Here is a 25,509-nt window from a genome sequence, read left to right as displayed (position 1 = left end):
CTGCACGCGGGTCAAGGGACGGCCCCACTGGCGACTCCCGGCCAATCTCACTGTCGGCATATACAGGACGAATGTACTCTAAGCGGCGTAATCATATCTTTTGCCTGCCGGGGAATGGGGCGCCATGGAATCCGTCACCCAGCCTGAACTCACCTCCCCTCGCCCCGAACTCCGCGGGCAGGGGCCCTCTGACACCAGACCTGAGGCATCAGGCCGGCCGGTTTCCGGCCCGGACGGCGAGTGGGTGAGAGTGGCCGAATTGCGCCCCCTGCTCGCGGCCATGAATTCCCTCTGTGACGGCGACTTCACCGTACGCATAGGAAATCTGCCCGATGGGCTCCTCGCCGAGATGGCGGGGGTGTTCAACCAGATCATCACGCGGAACGCGCACCTGGCCGCCGAGCTCGAGCGAGTGCGCCGGGAGGTGGTCCGCCAGGGGCGGCTGGACGAGCGACTCGCGGCGAGTCCCGGCCAGGGAGAGTGGACGACGAGCGTGGAAGCGGCCAACACGCTGCTGGAAGCACTGGCCGTCCCGGTCGTGAACGCCACGCGCGTGCTGGATGCCGTCGCCGACGGTGATCTGACGCAGCGCGCCGAGTTGCACGACGGCAAGCGCCAGCTCCGCGGCGATCTACGGCGCCTGGGGCGTGGGGTGAATCGCATGGTGGAGCAGCTGTCGCTGTTCACCGGCGAGCTGACCCGCGTCGCCCGGGAGGTCGGCACCGATGGCCGTCTCGGCGGGCGTGCCACGGTGCAGGGTCTGGCCGGCGACTGGCGCTACGTGACCGAGGCCGTCAACACGATGGCCTCCCGGCTGACCGCGCAGGTCCGCGACATCGCGGTGGTGACCACGGCGGTCGCACGCGGCGATCTGACCCGCACGGTGACGGTCGAGGCGACCGGCGAGCTCCTTGAACTGAAGCTCACCGTGAACACGATGGTCGACCAGCTGCGCGCGTTCGCCGACGAGGTCACCCGGGTGTCCCGCGAAGTCGGCACGGAAGGGCAGCTGGGCGGCCGGGCACAGGTACCGGGCGTCTCCGGGGTGTGGAAGGACCTCACCGACAACGTCAACTTCATGGCCTCGAATCTGACCTCCCAGGTCCGCAACATCGCCCAGGTGACCACGGCGGTCGCCACCGGCGATCTGAGTCAGAAGATCGCGGTGGACGCCCGGGGCGAGATCCTGCAGCTCAAGAACACCGTGAACACGATGGTCGACCAGCTGTCGGCGTTCGCGGACGAGGTCACACGCGTCGCCCGCGAAGTCGGCACCGAGGGGCGGCTGGGCGGCCGGGCTCAGGTCCGCGGCGTGTCCGGGGTGTGGAAGGACCTCACGGAGAACGTCAACTTCATGGCGGACAACCTCACCTCGCAGGTGCGCAACATCGCCCAGGTCGCCACCGCCGTCGCCCAGGGGGACCTGGGCAAGACGATCACGGTGGAGGCGAAGGGCGAGATCCTGGAGCTGAAGTCGACGATCAACACGATGGTCGACCAGCTGTCGGCATTCGCGGACGAGGTCACCCGGGTCGCGCGCGAGGTCGGCACCGAGGGCAATCTGGGCGGACAGGCGCAGGTCCGCGGGGTCTCGGGCGTGTGGAAGGAGCTGACGGACAACGTCAACTTCATGGCGTCGAACCTGACCTCGCAGGTCCGCAACATCGCCCAGGTGACCACGTCGGTCGCCAACGGCGACCTGTCGAAGAAGATCACGGTCGATGCGCGCGGCGAGATCCTGCAGCTGAAGGACACCGTGAACACGATGGTCGAGCAGCTGCGCGCGTTCGCGGACGAGGTCACCCGGGTGTCCCGCGAGGTCGGCACGGAGGGGCGGCTGGGCGGCCGGGCGCGGGTCCGCGGAGCGTCGGGGGTGTGGAAGGACCTCACGGACAACGTCAACTTCATGGCGGACAACCTCACCTCGCAGGTGCGCAACATCGCCCAGGTCGCCACCGCCGTCGCCCAGGGCGACCTGTCGAAGAAGATCGACGTGGACGCCCGCGGCGAGATCCTGGAGCTGAAGACCACCATCAACACGATGGTCGACACGCTCTCCTCGTTCTCCTCCGAGGTCACCCGCGTGGCCCGGGAGGTCGGCAGCGAGGGACAGCTGGGCGGTCAGGCCCGGGTCGAGGGCGTCTACGGAACGTGGAAACGGCTGACGACCAACGTCAACGAGCTGGCCCTGAACCTCACCACCCAGGTCCGTGCGATCGCGGAGGTGGCCAGCGCGGTCACCCAGGGCGACATGTCCCGTGCCATCGCGGTCGAGGCCCAGGGTGAGGTCGCCGAACTGAAGAACAACATCAACCTCATGGTCTCCAACCTCCGCGAGACCACCCGTGCCAAGGACTGGCTGGAGTCCAACCTCACCCGCATGGCCGCGCTCATGCAGGGCCACCGTGACCTGGTGGAGGTCGCCGATCTGATCCTGCGCGAACTGACCCCACTGGTGAACGCGCAGTTCGGTGCGTTCTTCCTGGCCGAGGCAGGGGCGTCTCCCGGCGAGGGCCTTCAGTTCATCGCCGGCTACGGTGCCGACCAGGCCGGCGGCGGCAGCCCGCTCCCCGGCACCGGCACTCCGGGCCGCGGGCTGATCGCACAGGCCGCGCAGGAGAAGCAGCGCATCCTCATCATGGACGTCCCGCCCGACTACATCACCATCAACTCCGGGCTCGGCACGGCCTATCCGGCCAGCATCGTCATCCTGCCCATCCTCTTCGAGGACCAGGTACTCGGAGTGATCGAGCTGGCCTCGCTGAGCAAGTTCAACGAGGTGCACCTGGCCTTCATCGACCAGTTCGCCAACACGATCGGCGTCTCGATCAACACGATCATCGCCAACTCGCGTACGGAGTCCCTGCTCTCGCAGTCCCAGCGGCTCACCTCCGAGTTGCGCGAGCGGTCGGACGAGCTCCAGCGCTCCAACGCCGAGCTGGAGGAGAAGGCCGCCCTGCTCGCGACCGCCTCGCAGTACAAGTCGGAGTTCCTCGCGAACATGTCGCACGAGCTGCGCACGCCGCTCAACTCGCTGCTGATCCTTGCCCGGCTGCTGGCCGACAACCCCGACGGACATCTGGGCGAACAGGAGGTGCAGTTCGCGACCACCATCTACCGCTCGGGTTCGGATCTGCTCCAGCTGATCAGCGACATCCTCGACCTTTCGAAGATCGAGGCCGGGCGGATGGACGTGCGTCCGAAGACGCTCCCGCTGATCAAGCTGCTCGACTACGTCCACGCGACGTTCCGGCCGCTCACCATCGACCGCGGTCTGGGCTTCGAGATCACGGTCGAGAAAGATGTACCGGGCGAGCTGTACTCCGACGAGCAGCGACTCCAGCAGGTGCTGCGCAACCTGTTGTCCAACGCGGTGAAGTTCACCCACTCCGGCAGCGTGGAGTTGGGCGTCAACCGGGTGCCGGGGGAACAGTTCGCCGAGGAGACGCTCAAGAACGCGGAGGCGGTCATCGCGTTCTCCGTGAAGGACACCGGGATCGGTATCGCCCGCGAGAAGCTTCCGGTGATCTTCGAAGCGTTCCGGCAGTCCGAGGGCACCACCAACCGCAAGTACGGCGGCACCGGCCTCGGCCTGTCCATCAGCCGGGAGATCGCCGGGATGCTCGGCGGGAAGATCGTCGCCGAGAGCGAGCCGGGGGTCGGCTCCCGGTTCACCCTCTACATTCCCCTGGACTACCCCGGCGCGACCGCTGTGATTGGCCCGGCGGAGCTGAGCCCGGCGGAGCTGCGCACCGTCAGCGTCCCGCCCGCGCTGCCCGCAGGAACCCGGGCGCCGACGGCGGTCTCCGAGGACGCGTCACCCGATCACGTGCTGGACGGCGCCGGAAACCGCGGCTCCGGCGTCCTGGCTCCGGGCCGCCTCGCGGACGACCTGATGGACAGGGCAACCGCGGGGACCGCCGAGGGGCGCGAGGACACCTGGCCGGAGACGACACGGCTCAAGGAATGGCTCAGCGGGCGTCCCGGTCGCGTCCTGGCAGGCCGTCGCATCCTCATCGTCGACGACGACATCCGCAATGTCTTCGCCCTCACTCACGTACTGGGGCGGGTCGGCATCACCGTGAAATATGCGGAGAACGGCCTGGAGGGCCTCGAGGTCCTGGAACGGAGCCCTGACGTCTCCCTGATCCTCATGGACATCATGATGCCCGAGATGGATGGGTACGAGACCATCCGCGCCATACGGGGAGCCTCTCGCCTCGCCCACCTGCCCATCATCGCGCTCACCGCCAAGGCGATGCCGGGCGACCGCGACAAGGCGATCGACAGCGGCGCCAACGAGTACGTGCCCAAGCCGGTGAACGTCGACCGCCTGCTGTCGGTCATCTGCGATCTGCTCGACCCGCAGAGTGACTCCCCTGCCCCGGCGCAGGGCCCCGGCGCCTGTGATGAACCGCCGGGCGTGCACCACAACGGTGCCGACGGCCCGCCGGGGAACACGCCATGAGCACCAACTCGGCCGACCAGTGCAGCATCCTCATCGTCGATGACATGGAGGAGAACCTCATCGCGTTCGAGGCCGTACTCGGCCCGCTGCACCAACACCTGGTCCGCGCGCGCTCAGGGGAACAGGCGCTGAAGGCGATGCTGCGCCAGGAGTTCGCGGTCGTCCTCCTGGACGTTCGGATGCCCGGCATGGACGGCTTCGAGACCGCGGCCAACATCAAGCGCCTCGACCAGACCAAGGACGTGCCCATCATTCTGCTGACCGGAACCGAGGCCGGTACGGACTACGCGTACCGGGGATACGCGATCGGCGCCGCCGACTTCATCACCAAGCCCATCGATCCATGGGTACTGCGCACCAAAGTCAATGTCTTTCTCGATCTGCACCGAAAGAACCGCCAGTTGGCGATGCGCGCCGTGGCGGGAGACGCGGACCGGCTCGCTGAGATCACCGAGCGGCTGGCCCAGATCGAGCTGCTGCTGCGCAACCGGCCCGACGCCGACACGGCAGGACTCGCCGACCGCATCGCGGCGGTGGAGCGCGCCGTGGGGGCCCTGCTGCCAGGTCGCACCAGCATCGAGTAGAGGTACGGAAGCAGTGTCGCCACCGTCTCGGCCACGGGCAGGCCGAACCCCAAGGCCACCCACACCGCCCCCGCCGCGCCCCGGCCGCCAGCAGGAGATAGAGCACACCGACCCGTCGGGTCCGCCCACCAGTACCCATGGTCGGATTCTCCAGTGGCAGGACCACGACGCCCGGGAAGAACCGTGCCGCTCCCCCGTATGGGTGAGTGGCAGCTGATGGAGGTGCTGCTGCGTTGTGGCGGCGCACGCACCCACGCACTCCGGGCCACTGGTCGTAGTACCCCGGTACCACCTGCGCCGCGCTCTTCAGTCCCTGGTACGACCGGATCCGGGACATCGCGGTCCTAGCGTGGCGGAGGAGGCGTCAGGCGTGCCGGACGCCGCGGCCCGAAAGAGAGAACGCGAATGATCGACGCACTACAGCTCACCAAGAGGTACGGGGAGAAGACAGCCGTCGACGGTCTGGACTTCACCGTGAAGCCGGGTTCGGTGACCGGCTTCCTCGGGCCCAACGGTGCGGGGAAGTCCACGACGATGCGCATGATCGTCGGCCTGGACGCGCCGACGAGCGGCTCCGTCACGGTGAACGGTCAGCGTTACGCGCGCCACCAGGCACCGCTGCAGGAGGTCGGGGCGCTGCTGGAGGCGAAGTCGGTCCACCCGGGCCGCTCCGCCTACAACCACCTCCGGGCTCTCGCGCTGACCCACGGCGTTCCCCGCCGCCGCGTCGACGAGGTCGTCGAACTCGCCGGTCTCGGCAGCGTCGCGAAGAAGCGGGCGGGTGCCTTCTCGCTCGGCATGGGTCAACGGCTCGGCATCGCGGCGGCCCTGCTGGGCGATCCGCAGACGGTGATGCTGGACGAGCCGGTCAACGGGCTGGACCCGGAGGGCGTCCTGTGGATCCGGAACCTGCTCACCTCCCTGGCGGCCGAGGGGCGCACGGTCTTCGTCTCCTCGCATCTGATGAGCGAGGTGTCGCTGGTGGCGGATCACCTGATCATCGTCGGGCGGGGCCGGCTGCTGGCCGACACGACCGTGCGGGACCTGGTCCGCGAGGCGGGCGGCGACAGCGTGCAGGTCGCGACGAACGACCCCGCGCGGCTGCGGGACGTGCTGGCCGGGCCGGGCGTGGAGATCACCGGCCGCATCGGCTCCGAGGAACTGCAGGTGACCGGGGTGTCCGCCCGCGAGATCGGACTGAAGGCGGCCGAGCACGGGATCCCGCTGTTCGAGCTGACCACGAGGGCGGTGTCGCTGGAGGAGGCATTCATGGAACTGACCAGGGACGCCGTGGAGTACCACGGTTCCACCACCGGCACCGAGACCTCCGGGAGCGCGGCATGAGCACCCTCACGGCGACACCCGACACCCCCGAGACCGTTCCGGCCGCTCAGGCCCGGCCCGCCTACCGGGTGACCGGCCGGCGCGTGCTGTCCTCGGAGTGGGCCAAGCTCTGGTCCCTGCGCTCCACCTGGATCACCCTCGGCCTGGGCCTGCTGTTCCTCGTGGCCTTCGGCGTCATCGCCGCGAGCCACTACAAGTCCAATCTCGACTCCGGCCGGCCCATGGACCGCGACTTCGCGACGTCGACGGCCGTGAGCCTGTCCCTCTTCGGTACGAACTTCGCCCAGCTCGCCCTTGGGGTGCTCGGCGTGCTGGTCACGGCGGGCGAGTACTCCACCGGCATGATCCGCTCGACCCTCGCGGCCGTACCGCGTCGGCTGCCCGTGCTGTGGTCCAAGGCGGCGGTGTACGGACTGGTCGCCCTGGTGGTCGCCACCGTCGGCGCGTTCGTCGCCTTCCTCGTCGGCAGCCGGATCGTCTCCGGCACGCCCGCCGCCATGGGCCTCGGTCAGGCCGGCGTCGTACGCAGCCTGCTGGGCGCCGGGCTCTACCTCGGCCTGGTCGGCGTGATCGGCACCGCCCTGGGGGCGCTGCTGCGGTCCGTCGCCGGCGGCATCTCGGTCCTGGTCGCCGCCCTCATGCTGGTGCCCGGACTGGTCTCCCTGCTGCCCACCTCGTGGCAGGGCGACATCGACCCCTACCTGCCGAGCCACGCCGGCGAGTCGGTCTTCGCCCTGACCCATGACGCCACCGCCCTGTCGCCCTCCGCCGGGCTCCTCGTCTTCCTCGGCTGGACGGCACTGGCGCTGGCCGGGGCGGCGTACCGGCTGCTACGCAGCGACGTGTGAGCAGCAGCCACCGGCATCATGAGGTGGTGACCTCCGTGACCACCGAAGATCTCAGCGGGATGGGGCCGCTGGTCGCCCGGCTCGGCCGGGTCGGCCAGCGGCTTCGGCACGCCGACCGGGCCCGTCCGTGGGTGCTGGACACCGCGGTGGTGGCCCTGGTCTCCCTGCTGTTCTGTCTGCCGGACGTGCTGCACGCGGTCGGCGCGATCGGCGGGGACGGCGACGGCCCGCGCCGGTTCCGCATGGCCTTCACCCGGTTGCCCGTGGCGGGCATGCTGGCCCTGCAGGCCGGACTGGTGCTACCGCTGCTGTGGCGGCGCCGGGCACCCGCCGTCGCCTTCGGCGCCGTCGCGACCGTGTTCGTCCTCCAGTGGTCGCTCGGCGCCGTACTCCGTGCGGACGTCGCCCTCTTCGTCGCCCTGTACAGCCTGGCCCTGCACGGGCGGCTGCGGCAGCTGCCGTGGGCCTGTGCGGTCATGGCGGGTGCGCTGCTCCTGGTGGCGGCGCGGGTGTCGGCGGCGGTGTCGATCTGGGACGCGTTGTTCTTCCTGCTCAGCACGGCGACCGCCGCACTCGCGCTCGGCCTGATGATCCGCATCCGGCGGGCGCAGCTGGCCGCGCTGCGCGACCGCGCGGCCCGGCTGGAGACAGAACGCGACCAGCGCGGCAGGCTCGCCGTCGCAGCCGAGCGGGCGCGGGTGGCCCGCGAGATGCACGACATCGTCGGCCACAACCTGTCCGTCATCATCACCCTCGCCGACGCGGGCGCCTACGCCACTGCCGTCGCCCCGGAGCGGGGAAAGGAGGCTCTGCACCTCATCGGCTACACCGGTCGTCAGGCCCTGAGCGAACTACGGCGGGTGCTCGGCGTTCTGCGTGAGGTGGACGGCCCTCAGGCCGAGCCCGAGCTGAGCCCGCAGCCGGGTCTCGCGGACATCGACGCGCTGTGCGAGGGGGTGCGCGCGGCGGGTCTGGAGGTCGTCTACCGTACGGCGGGACACGTCGACTCCCTCGACAGGGGGGTGCAGCTGACGGTCTACCGCATCGTCCAGGAGGCCCTGACGAACACCCTCAAGCACGCCGGTGCCGGTGCCCGTGCGAACCTGGCGATCGTCGTGGAGGACACACGGCTGACCATCACCGTCCAGGACTCCGGCCCGCCGGCCCCGGCCGAACGTCCCGGCGGGGCGAGCGAGGAAGGACACGGCCTGGTGGGCATGCGAGAACGAGCGGCTCTCTTCGGCGGACACGTCAGCGCGGGTCCCGCCGGCCCGGGGTGGACCGTGCGGGCCGCACTCGACCTCGCGCCCAGGGGCGGTGCTGCCGGGTGACCACTGTGCTCGTCGTGGATGACCAGCCGCTCCAGCGGTTCGGCTTCCGCATGCTTCTGGACTCCGTGCCCGAGACGGTGGTGGTCGGCGAGGCCGCGCACGGAGCCGAGGCCGTGCGCAAGGCCGCCGAACTGCGCCCCGATGTCATCCTCATGGACGTACGCATGCCGGGCATGGACGGAATCGAGGCCACGCGCCGCATCGTCGCCACCGGCGACCGTTCCCGGGTCCTCGTCCTCACCACGTTCGACCTCGACGAGTACGTCTATGCCGCCTTGCGTGCCGGGGCCAGCGGCTTCCTGCTCAAGGACGCCCGACCCGAGGAACTTCTCGCGGGCATCCGTGCCGTCTCCCTCGGAGACGCCGTGATCGCGCCCGCGCTCACCCGCCGCCTGCTGCACGAGTTCGCCCGTCTCGTGCCGGCCGGCGGCGACGGCTTGGCCGAGGACCCGCGCCTGGGTGCCCTCACCGGCCGCGAACGCGAGATCCTCGTCGCCATCGGCAAGGGCTGGACCAACAGCGAGATCGCCACGCGTTTCGTCCTGTCGGAGTCCACGGTGAAGACCCATGTCGGCCGCGTCCTGTCCAAGATCGGCGCTCGCGACCGCGTCCAGGCTGTGATCTTCGCCTACGACCACGGCCTGGCCCGGCCCCAGGCGGGCTGAGCGGAGCGTCCGGGCCTTTGGCGTACGACCCGGTTCGCCACCGTCTTCGCCTCGGTCAGGATGCGTTCAGGTGTCCGGTGGCACGGTCGCTGTCCATGAGGTATGAGACATCCGAAACCTCCGCGATCCCTGCGGCCGGCGTGCCGGCCACGCCTGCGCGACACCGGCTGCGCTGGAACAAGGTGCCCGAGGTCACCGTCTTCTTCTGGGTCATCAAGGTGCTGTGCACGACGGTCGGGGAGACCGCGGCCGACCTGCTGAACGAGAAGGCGGGCCTCGGCCTGACCGGCGTGTCGGTGCTGATGAGCGCCCTGCTGGCCGTCGTGCTGGTGGTGCAGTTCCGTACGCGTGCGTACCGGGCGGGCGTGTACTGGCTCGCCGTGGCATTGATCAGCGTCGTCGGCACCCTGATCAGCGACAATCTCACCGACAACATGGGCGTGCCGCTGGAGACGAGTACGACGGTGTTCGGGCTCGTCCTCGCGGTGGTGTTCGTGGTCTGGTACCGCCGGGAGCGGACGCTGTCCATCCACAGCATCGACACCACCGGCCGCGAGTCCTTCTACTGGCTCGCGGTGCTGTTCACCTTCGCCCTGGGAACCGCCGCCGGCGACCTGGTCTCCGAGCGCATGAACCTCGGTTACTGGCTGTCGGCGGTCCTGTTCGCGGCGGCCATCGCCGCAGTGGCCATCGCGCACTTCGCGCTCGGTCTCGACGCGGTGTGGAGCTTCTGGATCGCCTACATCCTCACCCGCCCCCTCGGCGCTTCGATCGGCGACTACCTCTCCCAGCCGACCGGTGACGGCGGCCTGGGCCTGGGCACTGTGGTCACCAGTGCGCTGTTCCTGGCGGTCATCCTCGGTCTGGTCGTGTACCTGGGTGTGACGCGCAAGGACGTCGCCGAGCCGGCGGGGCCCGCCCGGCACGCGGCCTGACCTGCCGAGCGGCCCGCGTTCAGGATACGTTCAGGCTCCTCGTGCCACGGTCGACGATCCCGGCCGCCGTCGGCGGCCGGCTCATCTCACAGGGCGCTCGTCCCGCTTCCCGGGGGCGAGCGCCCTGTCGTTCGGCCGGAAGGAGAAGTTGAGTTGGAGAAACCGGAGGTCCTCACCGACCTCGACGTGGCAGGCACGTCGAGTACGACCAAGTCGGTGATGAAGAAGCTGCCCGAGGTCACGCTGGCCTTCTGGATCATGAAGATCGCGGCGACGACCCTGGGCGAGACGGCGGGCGACCTCTTCGCGCAGACACTGAAGCTGGGCTACTTCCTCACCACGATCGCGCTGTTCCTGGTCTTCGTGGTGACGCTCGTGATCCAGCTGCGATCCAGCCGCTACAACCCGTTCTTCTACTGGACCGTGATCCTGTCGACCAGCATGGCCGGCACCACGATGTCCGACTTCATGAACCGCGACGCCAGCGCCAGATACCTCTCGAACGGCGCGACGAAGCTGGGCTGGGGCCCGCAGGGCCTCGGCCTCGGCTACCCCGCCGGAGCGGCGATCCTCATCTCCATCCTCTTGGCGATCTTCCTCGCCTGGAAGCTGAGCGGGATGACGTTCCAGATCCGCGACATCGTCACCTTCAGGGGCGAGGCCCTGTTCTGGTCGGCGATCCTTGTGTCGAACACCCTCGGCACGTCCATGGGCGACTTCCTTTCCGACAGCTCCGGCCTCGGCTACGCCGGCGGTGCCCTGCTGGTGACCGGGGTCCTCGCCGTGCTCGTGGCGCTGATGAAGGTGCCCGCGGTTTCGAACGTGCTGTTGTTCTGGATCGCCTTCGTCCTCACCCGCCCGCTGGGCGCCACCGCGGGCGACTTCCTCACCAAGCCGGTCGCCAAGGGCGGCCTGGACCTCGGGACCGCGGGCTCGTCCGCCGTCCTGCTCGCTGTGCTGTTCGGACTGATGGCCTACGCCCAGGTGCAGGAGCGCCGGACCGCGGCCCGGCCGGCGCGGGAGGGGCAGGAGGCGGTCACCCGGTAGGCAGGCTGACCGTGAACCTGGCCCCGGGCGCGTGCCCGGGGTCGTGGGACACCTCGCCACCGACGGCGCGGGCCGGGCGTCGCGCGAGCGGCAGCCCCAGACCCGCGCCGTCGTGCCCGTCGCCGGAGCCGGCTCGCCGGCCGGGCTGGAACAGCTCGTCCACGAACGCCTCCGGCATGCCGGGGGTGTGCCGCGCGGACACACGCGAGGGCATCCTGACACCGAGGGCGTGCGGCGCGCCCGCGGCTGGGAGGGATGAAGCCCATGGGACTCCTCGACGGAAAGACCGCGCTGATCACCGGGGCGGGCACCGGCATCGGCCGGGAGACGGCGCTGCTGCTCGCCGAGGCGGGCGCGACGGTGATCCTCGCCGGACGACGGCCGCACGTCCTCGTGGAAGTGGCCAAGGCCGTCGAGGACGCCGGAGGTAGGGCCTTGACCCGCCCCACGCACGTCGAGAACGCCGAGGAGGTCCGGGAACTCGTCGCGTGGACAAGGGAGATGGCGGGGCCCGTCGACATCCTGGTCAACAACGCGGGCGGCGCGAGCAGAGTGCTCGATGTCCGCTGGATCAGTGAGGCCGAGTGGAACGCCGTCATGGGCGTGAACCTCACCGCGGTCTATCTGCTCACCCAGGCCGTCCTCCCGGACATGCTGGCGCACGGCGGCGGCACGGTCATCACGGTTTCCTCGCTGGCCGCGGTGCGGCCCACCCTGCTCGGCGGAGCCCCGTACGGCGCGGCGAAGGCGGGCGTGCGCAACTTCATGGCGTATCTGCGCAACACCTTCCGCAACGACCTGATTCGCGCCACCTGCATCCTGCCCGGCGAAGTGAACACGCCGATCCTGGACGACCGCGCGGTCCCGCCGGGCGAGGAGGCACGGGCCCGCATGGTGCAGCCGCAGGACGTGGCGCGAGCCGTCCTGCTGTGCGCCACCCTCCCCCAACGGACGGTCATCGAGGAACTGGTGATCGCTCCGACTCTGGTGCGGGACACAACCGCCGACGTCGAGACGAGCCGCTGGATCGGTGCCCCGGACGACGCCCGCGAAGAACGATGATCACTTCGGCAATCCTCGCGGCCCTGCGATGGCGTCCCCGCGCAGTGCCGCGGGGTGGCGCAGGGCAGCGCCGGGCACCGGGGTCATCCCGAAGCGGGCGTAGTAGGGCTGCAGCGGCGCGTCGCACAGCAGGTCGACCGAGTAGAACCGCTCCGTGCCCTCCAGGATGCGGCGCATCAGCTCGCTCCCGATTCCCTGACCCTGGTAACCCGGAAGGACCTCCAGCCAAGGAACAGCCGCAGTGAGCACGCCGTCACTGATCATGGTCACGAATCCGATGACACAACCCGCCGCGTCGTCGCTCGCCAACACCGCACGGAAGCTCCCCCGCAGCACGGCCAAGTGCTGTGCGGGCGAAGGCGCCTCGGGCCAACCAACGAAGAACCCACGCAGCATGCCGTCGTCGACCGTGGCCATGTCATCGGTATAGCGGATCATGCGCACCACCATCGCGTCCCTGTTCCGAGCGGTGGCCGGAACGAGCCCTGAAATCGAACTCCATGCATTCTGGGACGAGTTGGGCCCGGCGCGCAGCACGTCTGGCTTCGTTGCTCTTGAGGCGGAGTGCCAACTTCGCTCCTTTCCAAATCAGTTCCCGTCACTCGAACGGACAAGAGGAGCAGCGCTTCGAACATCATGCGTCAGTCCCAGACTCGCCCTCCCGGCGTCACTCCCCCGGGCCTACGTTCCGTGCATCGGACGGGACGGCGAGTGCCGGTCCGTCGCAACCGACAGTCAAAGGGGAGGACGCCGCCATGGCGAGCGTGGAAGTGTCACTGAAGGAAATGATGACCGCGGTCGAGGGATCGCTGGGAGCCGCGGTCGTCGACTACACCAGCGGCATGGCCCTGGGAACGCTGGGCGGGGACAAGGAGCTCGATCTGACGATCGCCGCAGCCGGGAACACGGACGTGATCCGCGCCAAGGTGCGCACGATGGCAGAGCTGGGCATCAAGGACCGGATCGAGGACATCCTGATCACACTCGAGAAGCAGTACCACCTCATCCGCCTGATCACCGGCCGCAGCGGGAACGGCCTGTTCCTCTACCTGGTCCTCGACAAGGAATGCTCGAACCTGGCCATGGCCCGCCATCAGCTCAAGCGGGTCGAGGAACAGCTCGAGGTCTGACGACGGCACAGAGCCCGGGGCTTCGTGCGCCCACAATGTGAAGATTTCTTCAAGTCACCACATCAGCATGACCCCAATTCATGCCTGCGCACGGCCCCGGGCGGCAAGGATCAGCCGTGAAGGGCGGATGTGGCGGTGCCGCAAGGCGCCGCCGCACCCCGGCCCCTCACCCCACCCGACCGGGCAGAGAGCGAGCGCTCATGCAAGTCCCCCTCTACCAGGCCAAGGCGGACTTCTTCCGTATGCTCGGGCATCCCGTGCGGATCAGGGTCCTGGAACTGCTTCAGCACGGGCCGGTCCCCGTACGGGACCTGCTCGCCGACATCGAGATCGAGCCGTCCAGCCTCTCGCAGCAACTGGCCGTCCTGCGCCGGTCCGGCATCGTGGTGTCCATCCGGGAGGGATCCACCGTCCGCTACGCTCTGGCCGGCGGAGACGTCGCCGAACTCCTGCGCGCGGCCCGCCGTATCCTCACCGAACTCCTCGACGGGCAGAACGTACTCCTCGCCGAACTGCGCCAGGCCGATGCCTCCACCCCGCCCATGTCCACGAGCGGCCGCGGCTGACCGCGACGGTGGCGGTGTTGCGGCCTCCGCGACCGCCGGATCCGCCATGACACCTGCGTCTTCCCGGCCGTCGCCGCCCTGACGCCGGTGCGGCCAGAAGCCAAGATCGATTGTCAGTGGTGCGTGAGACGGTAGGAGCATCGAGTCGGAACGAGGGGGAGCTGTCATGTCCGGAAACCAGAACTACATCAATCACGTCGCTCTTGTGCTGGATGCCAGTTCGTCCATGTCGCACCTCAGCCGCAAGGTCGTCGAGGTCGCCGACCAGCAGATTGCCTATCTTGCCCGCCGATCGAGGGAACTGGACCAGGAAACCCGCGTCACGGTGTACGTCTTCGCCGACAAGGTGGAGTGCGTCATCTACGACAAGGACGTGCTGCGGATGCCGTCGCTCAAGCAGCTGTACCGGGTCGGTGGAATGACGGCTCTGCTGGCGGCCGCACTGAAGTCACAGCGCGAGCTGGCGCAGACGGCTCAACTGTACGGCGACCACAGCTTCCTGACGTTCGTCCTCACCGACGGGCAGGAGAACGCAAGCCATCGCTGCCCGGACGCTCCTTCCAGGGACCCACGTGAACTGGTCGCTGCCGTGGCCGAGATGACCGCGACACAGGAGGACAACTGGACGCTGGCCGTCCTCGTGCCGGACCAGATGGGCAAGCGCGAGGCCATGCAGTGCGGTTTCCCGAAGGACAACATCGCCATCTGGGACGCCACGAGCACACAGGGGCTGGAGGAGGCCGGGCAGGTCATCCGGCAGGCCACCGAGAAGTTCATGGTGGGCCGCTCCCAGGGCATCCGGGGATCGCGGGCGGTGTTCTCCACGGGTGCTGAGACGGTCAACAAGGACACCATCAAGGCGGCCGGCCTCACCCCGGTGAAGCCGTCACAGTACGAGCTGATCCCGGTGACCCGTGACGCGGCGATCCGGGACTGGGTCGTCGAATCCGGGCACACCTACCGTACCGGTGGCGCGTTCTACCAACTGAGCAAGTCGGAGAAGATACAGGCGCGGAAGCAGATCGCGGTACTGGAGAAGAAGACGGACCGGGTGTACACGGGGCCCGAGGCCCGAGCCCTGCTCGGCCTGCCGGACATGGAGGTCCGCGTCAAGCCGAACCACAACGACGACTTCACGATCTTCGTGCAGAGCACCAGCGTGAACCGCAAACTCGTATCCAACACGCGGCTGCTCCTCATGCTCTGACGCCCAGGAAGCTGGCGACAGGCTGAGGCGGACCGGTCGGGAGGCCATGTGGACGTCATCGAGCGCGAGTTGACCGACCCCCGGGAAGGTGTTCTGGTCACTCCTGCCCGCGGCGGTGACATCGGCGTTCTGGTCCTGGCCGGTTCCAGCGGGCGGATCGAAAGGGAAAGAGCACCCATCCTCGCCCAGCAGGGCATGACGGCATTGTCGATCCGCTGTTCGGCGGACCGGGACAGTCCCCGGGCATCTGTGAGGTCCCCCTGGAGACCTTCACCACCGCCGTCGGCATCCTCCAAGCCAGAGGGGCGGACCGTCCAGGCCGCGACGGAGCGCAGCACCCTCATCGATCGTCCTGGACCTGGCACGGACAGGCGCTGCCCTTCGTCCCGATGGACGACTCCTGGACTCCCGCAGAACCGGAAGGCGGACCGGTCGCCATCCGACAGTGATGCGAACTCAGCGAGCGGGCGCGGGCCGATCTGCTCCTGGTCGCGGGCGGCGACGACGCGATGTGGCCGTCCCTCCCCTACGCCGAACAACTCGCACAACGGCGCCACTCGGCTGGAGCAACCACGCGTCTGATCGCCCCCGCGATTCCTCTACGGAGGCACGCCCGAAGCCGACGCGCTCCTGGGAGCGGCTGCCTGGCCCCACATCCTCGACACACTCCGCAGCGGCGGCTGACTCCCCCGACCGGCGAGCATGGCCGCTGCCGAGCCCAGAAGTACGGAGACGGGATTCAGCTACGCGCCGACCTACGCCCTGTCCAACGGCGCGCCCCGCGCGATCGTCATCGCGGCGCGCTCGACGTCGGACTCGGACACGAGCACCAACTCTGCCGCGTCCCCCAGCGGGATGAAACTGTCCGCGCCGGCAACCCGCCGGATGACGCCGGTGAACCCGGCATCGACCAGGGCGGTGACCACTCCCTCTGACACGCCTCCCGTACGGCGGGTCTCGTCGACCACAAGGACGCGTCCCGTCGCACGGGCTTCCCGCAGCAGGTCTTCGACGGGCAGGGGTGCCAGCCAGCGCAGGTCGACGACCCGGCACGCGATGCCCTGCTGCTCCAACCGGCGTGCGACCCGAAGGCAGATGTGCAGGCCGTTGCCGAATGTCACGAGGGTCAGGTCCGCGCCTGTGCCGTAGGTGCGTGCCTGGCCGATCGGTACGTGCTCGGCGGGTGGCGGGTATGCGGCGAGCCAGGCGTTGTCCTTCTCCGAGTGGAGGTCTCGCGTGTGATAAAGCGCGATCGGCTCGAGGAAGGCGCTGACCGTTCCGTCCACCTTGCCGGCCGCCACACAGGTGCGAAGCATCGCGGCGGCGTCGTCGGGGCGGGACGGGGAGGCGATGACCAGGCCGGGAATGTCACGCAGGACGCCCAGCGCGTTGTCGTTGTGGAAGTGGCCGCCGAACCCGCGCTGGTAGCCGTAGCCGGCGATGCGGACCACAAGGGGGTTGCGGTACTGGCCCTGGGAGAAGAACTGCAGCGTGGCGGCCTCGCCGCGCAGTTGGTCCTCGGCGTTGTGCAGGTACGCAAGGTATTGGATCTCCGCCACGGGCAGCAGCCCGGACAGCCCCGCCCCCAGCGCGAGGCCGAGGATGGCCTGCTCGTCGAGCAGTGTGTCGAAGACCCGAGCGGTACCGAAACGCCGCTGCAGTCCCCGGGTCAGTCCGTAGACCCCGCCCTTGCGGCCGACGTCCTCGCCGAAGACGACCATCTCCGGGTAGCTGCCGAGCAGGTCGGCGAGTGTGTGGGTGATGGCCTGGGCGACGGTGACGGGCTCGCCCACGGGCGCTGCGGGTGGTTCGCTCGTACGGCGTGCCGCGGCCGCCACGAGGCCGGCACGGCGGGGTGCGATGGGGGCGGCGATCTCGGCGGCGGTGGTCAGAGGCTCGCTGTCGAGGGCCTCCTTGGCAACGGCGAACACCCGTCCGCCCACATCGTCGTACCGGTCGAGAACTTGCTGCTGGGTGAGGACGCCGGTCGCGGTGAGAAGCCGGGCAGTGGCCAGCAGCGGGTCTCGCAGCAGATCCGCGGCGACATCGGACGGCAGCCGGTAGGCGGCTTCGGCGTCCGAGCCCGCGTGGCCCATGAATCGCACCATCGACAGGTGCAGGAACGCGGGTTGCCGGTGCTTGCGTACATGGGCCACTGCCTCGCACGCGGTGGCGAATGCGGTTGACGGATCACACCCGTCCGCGGCGAAGTAGGCGAGAGAAGGCCGGTCGCCGTAGGCGCGTCGCACCCAGTCATGCGGTGTCGGCACGCTGATTCCCAGGCCGTTGTCCTCGCAGACGAACAGCACGGGCATCGGAAGGCCCTGGTGGGCCGCGTGGCAGGCGCTGTTGACGGCGCCGGCCGCCGTGGAGTGGTTGGCCGAGGCGTCACCGAAGGAACAGCAGACGACGGCATCGCCGGGCCAGGCGCATTCGGCTCCGAGCCGCTTGGCGCGGGCGATGCTCCACGCCACCCCGACTGCCCGCGGCAGGTGGGAGGAGATGGTCGACGTCTGCGGGATGACGGCCAGTTCGCGGCGCCCGTACACCTTGTGCCGTCCACCGGCGATCGGCTCGTCGGCCCCGGCGGCCACCCCCAGCAGCATGTCCCTGACCGCATCGACGCCGCCGGCCTGCCGGGCGCGGGCGCAGTAGAAGGCGCCGGACCGGTAGTGCAGCAGCGCCGGGTCGGTGGGGCGCAACGCGAGGGCGAGTGCGGCGTTGCCTTCGTGCCCGCTCGATCCGATGGTGTAGTAGCCACGGCCCTGCTGCTGCATCCACCGTGCAGCGGCATCGGTGTGCCGGCTCTCCAGTTGGGCGTCGAAAAGATCCAGAGCGGTACGGCTGTCCAGTGCGCCGGGGTGCGGCCGGCTCGCCGCGTCCGTGCTCCCGGCGGGCGACCGGAGACCGGACACTGCCTGGCGGAAGTGCCGGTCCAGGTCCTCGGCGCCGTTCACAGGCGGAAGGCCATGTCGGGTTCGAGCGTGGCCACGTCCATCTGCGCTTTCTGCAGTCGGCCGGAGTGGTCCCAGTTCATCGACTGCCAGCGGGTGAACTGGTCGAGCACCCATTGTCCCGACTGACGACTGCCGTTGCCGGACTTGCCGTTGCCGCCGAACGGGAGGTGCGCCTCGGCTCCGGAGGTGGTGTTGTTGACGCTGACCATGCCCGCGCTGATGCCGCGCCGGAACGTCCACACCTCGTGCGGATCGGTGGTGTAGATCGCGGCGGACAGGCCGTAGCCGTGGGCGTTGGCCAGGTCGAGGGCCTCGTCGAAGTCCCGGTAGGTGGTCACCGAGACGATGGGGCCGAAGGTCTCGGTGAGGAACAGATCGTCGTCGCGGCGCACTCCGTCGACGATCACCGGGTGATAGAACATGCCCGCCTCGGGGTCCCCGACGAAGCCCTTGCGTGGGTTGTCGGCCGTGATCCGCCCGATGCCGTCGGAACCGTAGGTGCGGTGGTGGTCCTTGATCCACCCGAGGAAGGTCTCGTAGCGCTGCGCGAACCGCTCGTCGAGCATCGGGCCGTAGAGGACGTCCTCGAACGCGTCGCCGATCCGGGCCGCGCGGCTCGCGGCGTCGAAGCGGGCGAGGAAGTCCTCCTTCACCGATTCGTGCAAGATGAGCGTCCCTAGGGACGTGCAGCGCTGCCCCGCGGTGCCGAATCCGGAGAACAACGCCCCCTCGACCGCCAGATCGAGGTTGGCGCTCGGGGTGACCACCTGGGGGTTCTTGCCGCCGAGCTCCAGGCACGGGGTCTGCAGGTGGCTTCCGCACAGGGCACCGATCTTCTGGCCGACGAGCGTGGACCCCGTGAAGCCGACCTTGTCGATCAGACCGGCATCGAGGGAGGCCTCCAAACCGGCGTACGTCTGCTCCCCGTCGGCGAGCACGAGGTTGAGTACGCCGTCGGGCAGGCCGCCTCCGTGCACGAACAGCTCGAAGAGGGCCTTGGCGCTCGCGGCGGCGTACTCCGCGGGCTTCCACACCACGGTGTTGCCGGTCACGAGCGCCGGTACGAGGTACCAGGCCGGCACGGCCACCGGGAAGTTGCCCGCGGTGATCACCGCGACCGCGCCGACCGGGTTGCGGAAGGTGAAGAGCTGCTTGTCGGGCATCTCCGAGGGCACCGTCTGCCCGTACAGCCGGCGGCCCTCGCCCAGGAAGAAGTCGCAGGTGTCGATGATCTCCTGGACCTCGCCGAGTGCCTCCGCGAACGGCTTGCCGATCTCCTCGGTCACGATGCGGGCGAGCCGGTCCTTGTTGGCTTCGACGAGCCGGCCGATCTTTCCGATCGCGGATCCGCGTACCGGCGCCGGGATGTCCGCCCAGGACCGCTGAGCCGCCTTCGCCGCCTTGGCGGCCTCGGTGAACGTCGAGGCGTCTCCGAGCGAGACCTCGGAGACCAGCTCGGCGGTACGGCCTGGATTGGGGCGCTGAAGAGTCCCGCCGGGAGCGCCGGCGACCTTGCGGCCGGCAACGATCGAGGCGACGGAACGGGCCATGACTTTGCTCCTTGTCGGCTGGTACGGGGTCAGTGCAGTCCGGCGAGGACCTGGTCGAGGGCCCGCAGGGCGATCCCGAGCTCGTCCTGGGTGATGGACAGGGCAGGGCGGAAGCGCACCGTACGCTCACCGCACGGCAATGCGATCACCTGCTCCTCGGTTCGCAGCCGGCGTACCACCTCGTCGCGGACGCCGCTGCCGGACAGATCGATGGCGCTCATCAGTCCGCGCCCGCGCGAGTTGGACGTCACCGGCGCGTGTCGGACTTCCAGATCGCGTAGTTCGGTCAGGAACCACGATCCCACGGCTGCGGCATGGGCCACCAGGCCGTCCCTTTCGATGATCTCCAGGATGCGGCGTGCCCGGACCATGTCGACCAGCCCGCCGCCCCAGGTGGAGTTGATCCGGCCGGAGACCCGGAAGACGTTGTCGGGTACCTGGTCGACCCGGCGGCCGGCCATGATGCCGCCGAGTTGGACCTTCTTGGCGAAGGCGACGATATCCGGCTCGAGGCCGAGTTGCTGGTAGGCCCAGGTGGTGCCGGTGATTCCCACCCCGGTCTGCACCTCGTCCAGTACGAACAGCGCGTCGTACTCGTGACAGAGCGCCTGCATCGCCCGCAGGAACTCCGGACGCATGTGGTTGTCGCCGCCCTCCCCCTGGATCGGCTCGGCGATGAAGCAGGCGACGTCGTGCGGGTTGTCCTCGAACGCTCGCCGCGCCTGCTCGAGGGCGTGTCGCTCGGCCTCCTCGACCTCGGCGAGGTGGCGGTCCAGGGGGAACCGCACGGCGGGCACGTCGATGCGCGGCCAGTCGAACTTCGGAAAACGGGCCGTCTTGTTGGGCTCGGTGTTGGTCAGCGAGAGGGTGTAGCCGCTGCGGCCGTGGAACGCCTGCCGAAGGTGGAGCACCTTGGTGCCGAGCTCGGGTGAGCGGCCTGCGGCCTCGTTGCGGCGGCTCTTCCAGTCGAACGCCGTCTTGAGCGCGTTTTCCACGGCGAGCGCCCCGCCCTCGACGAAGAACAGTCTGGGCAGGTCCGGATCACCCAGCACCCGGGCGAACGTCTCGACGAACTCGGCGTAGTGCGTGGTGTAGATGTCGGGGTTGGCGGGCTTGTTCGCCGCCACCCGCGCGAGCAGGGTCATGAACTCCGGATCGTCCACGATGCCCCGCGCGTTGAGTCCCAGCGGAGCGGACGCGAAGAACGAGTAGAGGTCGAGGAACTTCTCACCGGTGCGCGCGTCGACGATCCACGAGCCCTGACTGGCGAACGGGTCGAGCACCAGTTTGAAACCGTCGGTCAGCACATGGCGGCCGAGCCTCTCGTGCACCTCGTCCGGGTGGGCCGTCGACGTAGCGGCAACCGTCATGGAGCACCTACTCTCGAGTAGCCGTTCACAGAAGATTTTTCGCCATACGCAAGGAGACGCGGAAATATTTTAGCTATCGCGCAACAATAGTCACAAGGTTTCCTTCATTGGTAGAGCTTCGCAACTTGGGTTGATCCACCCGTGGCGCGCCTGGGCAGGCGCACCACTGCCCTCAGCATGCCGGTGACGAAGCGGAGGCCCTCATGGATCCGCCGCCAGACAAGAGGAGGACGTTCCGAGCGCTCCGGGACGGATGCGCGGCGACCGAGTTGCCCCGCACCAACTGATCGCGTTTCACCAGCCGTACCAAAGACGCATGGTGCACGGCGAAGGCGACCACAAGCAGCCCGGCAGGCCGAGCGCACCGAGGAGGCCGGCGGCGGCGCCCAGTGCCAGGGCCCGCCCGGCGTCCGTCGGCCCCATCAGCGTGCGAGTCCGCCACCTGCCCACCCCCGCGCCGGCGAAGAGCGGCAGAAGCACCCTTTGACGGAACAGGTCGACCGGAATGGGATACAGCGGAGGAAGAGGACGGCGCAGGGACCTCTCTGATGACCGAGTAAGGGGCGGCACGCGATGACAGGTCGCTCGCGGCCGGGAATGTCGCCCTCCGTTGGCATCAAGGGGCGGCGTTGCCGACGACCTCTGCCAGATCGCCGGCCGACTCGGATGTCAGACGATAGAAACCCTGGAGGCTGGCCGCGCGCTTCAGGCGGCCATCCACCACGTACTTCAAGCCGCGGGTCTGTCCCCGGCGATTGCGCCAGGTGAGTCGTTCCAGGAGGTCGCCGGGTATCGGCACGTCAAATCGCACGGGCGTGGCGTCCACGTGCACTGCCGCAGCGCCGCACCCGTCCGCGCCGAGTGCCGACCAGTCGCCGTGCCCGGGAAATGCCGGATCCCGCCACGTCGCGGGGGCTGCGCCGCAGCAGCCGCGCCTTTCCAGGTCGACCACTCGCATCCGGCTCACCACGAACACCTCGCCCCGGTTCACGTGCAGCGCGTACACCTCGTCTCCGGCACGGGCTCCCGACCAGGAAGGAAGGGAAGAATGAACGCCGCTGAAGGCGACCCGCGGCCGCTCGCCCACGCGACCCGCCTTGCGCAGGGCACGGCACGTGTCATGGGTCCACAAGACGGTGAAGGCATCAGGCATGCCGTGATCCTATGAACGAGCACTGACAGCCAGCCTCCTCTGCGGTGTAGGAGGAGGCGAAGGTGAACGCGCGCGGGGAGGGCCCGTGCGCCTGTAGGTCCGCCAGGCGCTCCAAGGCCTCCCCGGTGGTGGGGAGGTGGCCGGCGGGGACCCACCAGAGCACCAGGTGGGCCTCGACGTGCCGCTCGAACCATTCGCGGCGCCGTCGCATCACCTCCAGGTGCCCGCTGCGGTAGGTGAAGTCCCACAGGGCCTCCTGGCTCTCCCACACCGTCAGGTTGATGATGACGTCCTCGCCCGCCGGGCGCAGGGCGGTGGCGTCGGCCGCCCCCTCCTCCACGAGCCGCCACACGAAGCCGGGCGCGCCGTCGGCGGCGGTGTTGACCGGGTCGAGCAGTTCGACGAACGGCGTCGTGCGCGGGTCGTCGAGGGGATGGCGGAGCCTGGCGATGTTGAGCTGGGCAAGGTGGGCGCCATGCGCGAGTGGGGTCATGGCCTCATCCCAGCACGGCCACTTTTCTATGTCAATCAATATTGTTTTTAGAATCCTCGACCACCACGCAGCACTCCCCCGGTCGGGCGTCCATGCGGGCGCGGACGGGGCCGTCCGTGCCGAGCAGCCCCTCCAGCAGCGCGAGGTTCATGCCGCATACGAGCGGTGGGAAGCGTTCGGCGACGGCGTGGAAGGGGCAGTTGCGCATACGGATGACGCGTGCGCCTGCCCCGGTCGCCCCCGCAGCGGCTTCGGCGGCTTCGGCGGCTTCGGCGGCTTCAAGTCGCGGTTCGTAGCCCCGGGCGGCCAGCATCTCCATGGCCTCTTCGAGGCCGCCGCAGGGCGCCGCCGAGCCGCGCAGGGCTTCACCCCGGCGGTGCGCGGCCGCGCAGAGCCCGGCGTCCAGCCCCGCCTGCTCGGCGGCCTCGGCGAGCAGCTCGGCGGCAGTGCGGTAGTCGCGGGCGGGCAGCGACACCGTCCGCTCGGCCCGCGCCCGCGTGTACACCTTGGCGGGGCGACCCGCCCCCGGCCCCGAGCGGCCCGTCAGGCGGCGGCTGCCGCTCTCCAGCAGCCCGGCCTCGGCCAGTCTGTCCAGATGGTGCGCCGCGAGCGTGCGCGCCACCCCGGTCGCCTCGGCGGCCTCGTTGCGGCCGACCTCGCGGCCCTGCGCCACCACGTATTCGTACAGGCGGCGCCGCACGGGATCCTGCAACGTCGCAATCGCGTCGATGTCCTTCACCCGGCCATTCTAGGAACAACACAGATTGGAGATAGAAGCACCGGGCTGGGCACCGCAGAAGTCCGGCCGCGGTGGCGTGAAGGCATTGGTAGGCGGTCACCGTTCAGTGGATCAGCCCCAAAGCTTGAACACGAATTACACACATCCCCTCTTCAAAACTGGCCCCGATGGTCTAGATTGACCGTGCTTCGCCTGTTCGAACACTAGGCGACCAGTAATGATCTATAGGTCCGGCGCCACGGAAAGCCAGCAATCGCTTTCCCGGCACCGGACGTGGGGATGATCAATTCTTAATGCCCGCGTGCGAGTCCGCTGCCGCCAGAGCGGGTTGTTCAAGCAGCTCTGAAACAGCCGGTTTGTCATGCACGGGGAGGCGGGGGCCTCCTTCGGAGAGGAACAGCGCGACGCGGGGGGCGGGGGCCTCCCGGGGGAGGGACAGTACGGGGGGCGGGGGTCTCCCGAGGGGGGAGGAACAGTGTTGGGCGAACACGTCGAGCCACTGGGGACCTGGGGGGTTCTGTGCGGCAAGGGGGCGTAGTCAGCCCGTTTCCGTCGGCGCGCGGGCGTCTGGCGGACGGGGCTATCAGCCGGCCCGCGATCGACTGGGAGCAGCGGTACCGCCGTACCGTGATCACCAGCGATACCGTGGCCACCGCCTTTGTGGTGGCGGCGATCGGCAACTTCTTCGGGGCCCGGGACGCGGCCAACTGGCATGAGAAATGGGGCATTCTCGCATTCGGCACCGAGCTGCTGGTGCTGGGGTCTCTCGCGGTGAGCAGGTCGTGGGCTCCGGCCGTGCTCGGCCAGGGTGCGGAGGAATTCCGCCGGCTCGGACGTTCGCTGTTCGCGGCGACCGTCGTACTGGCGCTCGGCGGGATCGCCCTCACCTCGCGCAACATCAAACTCTGGATCTTCGTCGCGATCCCCGCGATCGCGCTCGTCACCGTTCCCGCGCGGTATCTGCTGCGCCTCTGGCTGCACAAACAGCGGAAGGAAGGACGGTGCCTGAGACCGGTGCTCGCGGCCGGGAGCCCGGCCACCGTACGCGATCTGATCACCCGGACCCGCAAGTTCCCGCACCTCGGCTGGCGGGTGGACGCGGTGTGCATGACGGACGGTCTGGGGCTCGACGGTGACCAACTGGACGGAGTGCCGGTCGTCGGCCGACTGACGGACGTCGCCCTTCACGTCCGCCGCGACGGCTACCGTGTCGTCGCGGTCACACCGGATCCGCACTGGTCACCGGACCGGCTGCAGCGGCTGGCCTGGAACCTCGAGGGCAGCGACGCCGAGATGGTCGTGGCCCCCGTGCTGATGGAGGTGGCCGGCCCGCGGCTGCACGTCGACGCGGTGCTCGGGATCCCTCTGCTCCGGGTCAGCATGCCGACCTTCACCGGGGGCCGCCGGGCGGTCAAAGGGGTGGTCGACCGGGTAGGCGCAACGATTCTGCTGATGCTGTTCGCGCCGCTGATGGTGTTCGTCGGGCTGCTCGTGCTGGTGGACAGCCGGGGTGGGGCGTTCTACCGCCAGCGCAGGGTCGGCAAGGACGGCCGCGAGTTCACCATTCTCAAGTTCCGCACCATGGTCGCCGGGGCCGACAGGGCGCGCGCTGAGCTCGCCGACCGCAACGAGGGCGCCGGCCCGCTGTTCAAGCTCCGCCGGGACCCACGGGTGACCCGGGTGGGAGCGGTGCTGCGCAGGTACTCGATCGACGAGCTCCCGCAGCTCTTCAACGTACTGACCGGATCGATGTCGCTCGTCGGTCCGCGGCCTCCGCTACCGGAGGAGTCCGCCGCGTACGGCCCGGACATCCGGCGGCGGCTGCTGGTCAAGCCCGGACTCACCGGCCTGTGGCAGATCAGCGGACGCAGCGACCTGTCGTGGGAGGAGGCGGTCCGGCTGGACCTGCGGTACGTGGAGGACTGGTCCCTCGCCCTGGACACAGTGATCTTGTGGAAGACGCTGCGTGCGGTGCTCTACGGGCAGGGGGCCTACTGATGCGCGGGAGCCGTCGTCCGGCCGGCGCGCGGACCGAGGGCCCGAGAGGGCCCGCCTGGGGG

The 25,509-nt window shown here is 69.2% G+C and carries 20 protein-coding genes and 1 pseudogene; 13 read left to right on the top strand and 8 right to left on the bottom strand.

What is annotated here, in order from left to right; genetic code table 11:
* Positions 1-124 precede the first annotated feature (124 nt).
* The 8 genes from ACH45E_RS06210 (at position 125) to ACH45E_RS06175 (ending at position 11,222) form a co-directional block, all read left to right on the top strand.
* Positions 125-4,468 (top strand): HAMP domain-containing protein, encoded by a 4,344-nt coding sequence (locus ACH45E_RS06210; protein WP_399040093.1) that lies wholly within the window; start codon positions 125-127, stop codon positions 4,466-4,468.
* Positions 4,465-5,052 (top strand): response regulator, encoded by a 588-nt coding sequence (locus ACH45E_RS06205; protein WP_361444185.1) that lies wholly within the window; start codon positions 4,465-4,467, stop codon positions 5,050-5,052. Before ACH45E_RS06210 ends, ACH45E_RS06205 begins: the two co-directional genes overlap by 4 nt.
* Positions 5,053-5,457: 405 nt before the next feature.
* Positions 5,458-6,396: an ATP-binding cassette domain-containing protein gene (locus ACH45E_RS06200; RefSeq protein ID WP_361444188.1), complete on the top strand. Its 939-nt coding sequence runs from the start codon at positions 5,458-5,460 to the stop codon at positions 6,394-6,396.
* Positions 6,393-7,244, top strand: a complete 852-nt coding sequence (locus ACH45E_RS06195) for an ABC transporter permease (RefSeq protein ID WP_361444191.1) — start codon at positions 6,393-6,395, stop codon at positions 7,242-7,244. Before ACH45E_RS06200 ends, ACH45E_RS06195 begins: the two co-directional genes overlap by 4 nt.
* 59 nt (positions 7,245-7,303) lie before the next feature.
* Positions 7,304-8,575: a histidine kinase gene (locus ACH45E_RS06190; protein ID WP_399040217.1), complete on the top strand. Its 1,272-nt coding sequence runs from the start codon at positions 7,304-7,306 to the stop codon at positions 8,573-8,575.
* Complete coding sequence (locus ACH45E_RS06185; protein WP_361444197.1) at positions 8,572-9,240, top strand: response regulator transcription factor; 669 nt, start codon at positions 8,572-8,574, stop codon at positions 9,238-9,240. The genes ACH45E_RS06190 and ACH45E_RS06185 overlap by 4 nt, the downstream gene beginning before the upstream one ends.
* A gap of 95 nt (positions 9,241-9,335) precedes the next feature.
* Positions 9,336-10,175: a hypothetical protein gene (locus ACH45E_RS06180; protein ID WP_361444200.1), complete on the top strand. Its 840-nt coding sequence runs from the start codon at positions 9,336-9,338 to the stop codon at positions 10,173-10,175.
* A gap of 153 nt (positions 10,176-10,328) precedes the next feature.
* Complete coding sequence (locus ACH45E_RS06175) at positions 10,329-11,222, top strand: hypothetical protein (protein ID WP_361444203.1); 894 nt, start codon at positions 10,329-10,331, stop codon at positions 11,220-11,222.
* Here ACH45E_RS06175 and ACH45E_RS06170 read toward each other — a convergent pair.
* Positions 11,212-11,406: pseudogene (locus ACH45E_RS06170) on the bottom strand (ATP-binding protein); the annotation flags it as partial. The gene ACH45E_RS06175 and the pseudogene ACH45E_RS06170 sit on opposite strands and share 11 nt — an antisense overlap.
* Before the next feature lie 80 nt (positions 11,407-11,486).
* Here ACH45E_RS06170 and ACH45E_RS06165 point away from each other — a divergent pair.
* A complete protein-coding gene (locus ACH45E_RS06165) occupies positions 11,487-12,284 on the top strand; it encodes an SDR family oxidoreductase (RefSeq protein WP_361444206.1) in 798 nt (265 codons plus the stop codon).
* On the opposite strand, the gene ACH45E_RS06160 is transcribed toward ACH45E_RS06165, so the two are convergent.
* The gene (locus ACH45E_RS06160) at positions 12,285-12,722 is read right to left on the bottom strand and encodes a GNAT family N-acetyltransferase (protein WP_361444209.1); all 438 of its coding nucleotides are present in this window, start codon (positions 12,720-12,722) and stop codon (positions 12,285-12,287) included.
* 317 nt (positions 12,723-13,039) lie between these two features.
* On the opposite strand from ACH45E_RS06160, the gene ACH45E_RS06155 reads away from it, so the two are divergent.
* From ACH45E_RS06155 to ACH45E_RS06145, 3 genes are all read left to right on the top strand, one after another.
* Positions 13,040-13,414 (top strand): hypothetical protein, encoded by a 375-nt coding sequence (locus ACH45E_RS06155; protein WP_361444212.1) that lies wholly within the window; start codon positions 13,040-13,042, stop codon positions 13,412-13,414.
* A gap of 200 nt (positions 13,415-13,614) precedes the next feature.
* Positions 13,615-13,980: a metalloregulator ArsR/SmtB family transcription factor gene (locus ACH45E_RS06150; RefSeq protein ID WP_361444215.1), complete on the top strand. Its 366-nt coding sequence runs from the start codon at positions 13,615-13,617 to the stop codon at positions 13,978-13,980.
* 166 nt (positions 13,981-14,146) lie between these two features.
* Complete coding sequence (locus tag ACH45E_RS06145) at positions 14,147-15,187, top strand: vWA domain-containing protein (RefSeq protein ID WP_361444218.1); 1,041 nt, start codon at positions 14,147-14,149, stop codon at positions 15,185-15,187.
* A 755-nt stretch (positions 15,188-15,942) separates the two neighbouring features.
* Here ACH45E_RS06145 and ACH45E_RS06140 read toward each other — a convergent pair.
* The 6 genes from ACH45E_RS06140 to ACH45E_RS06115 form a co-directional block, all read right to left on the bottom strand.
* A complete protein-coding gene (locus ACH45E_RS06140; RefSeq protein WP_361444221.1) occupies positions 15,943-18,144 on the bottom strand; it encodes a transketolase C-terminal domain-containing protein in 2,202 nt (733 codons plus the stop codon).
* A complete protein-coding gene (locus ACH45E_RS06135; RefSeq protein ID WP_361444224.1) occupies positions 18,141-19,694 on the bottom strand; it encodes an aldehyde dehydrogenase family protein in 1,554 nt (517 codons plus the stop codon). Before ACH45E_RS06135 ends, ACH45E_RS06140 begins: the two co-directional genes overlap by 4 nt.
* A 29-nt stretch (positions 19,695-19,723) precedes the next feature.
* Positions 19,724-21,064 (bottom strand): L-lysine 6-transaminase, encoded by a 1,341-nt coding sequence (gene lat / locus ACH45E_RS06130; protein ID WP_361444227.1) that lies wholly within the window; start codon positions 21,062-21,064, stop codon positions 19,724-19,726.
* A 616-nt stretch (positions 21,065-21,680) separates the two neighbouring features.
* Positions 21,681-22,217, bottom strand: a complete 537-nt coding sequence (locus ACH45E_RS06125) for a hypothetical protein (protein ID WP_361444230.1) — start codon at positions 22,215-22,217, stop codon at positions 21,681-21,683.
* The gene (locus ACH45E_RS06120) at positions 22,210-22,710 is read right to left on the bottom strand and encodes a DUF3291 domain-containing protein (RefSeq protein WP_361444233.1); all 501 of its coding nucleotides are present in this window, start codon (positions 22,708-22,710) and stop codon (positions 22,210-22,212) included. The genes ACH45E_RS06125 and ACH45E_RS06120 overlap by 8 nt, the downstream gene beginning before the upstream one ends.
* A gap of 31 nt (positions 22,711-22,741) precedes the next feature.
* Positions 22,742-23,449, bottom strand: coding sequence for a helix-turn-helix domain-containing protein (locus ACH45E_RS06115; RefSeq protein WP_361444236.1), 708 nt, complete (start codon positions 23,447-23,449; stop codon positions 22,742-22,744).
* 519 nt (positions 23,450-23,968) lie between these two features.
* On the opposite strand from ACH45E_RS06115, the gene ACH45E_RS06110 reads away from it, so the two are divergent.
* Complete coding sequence (locus ACH45E_RS06110; protein WP_361444239.1) at positions 23,969-25,447, top strand: sugar transferase; 1,479 nt, start codon at positions 23,969-23,971, stop codon at positions 25,445-25,447.
* The last annotated feature ends 62 nt before the right edge of the window (positions 25,448-25,509 follow it).

It is taken from the genome of Streptomyces sp. NPDC020299 (genome assembly GCF_044387825.1).
Lineage (GTDB): Bacteria > Actinomycetota > Actinomycetes > Streptomycetales > Streptomycetaceae > Streptomyces.
This window is presented reverse-complemented; position numbering and strand designations above follow the sequence as displayed.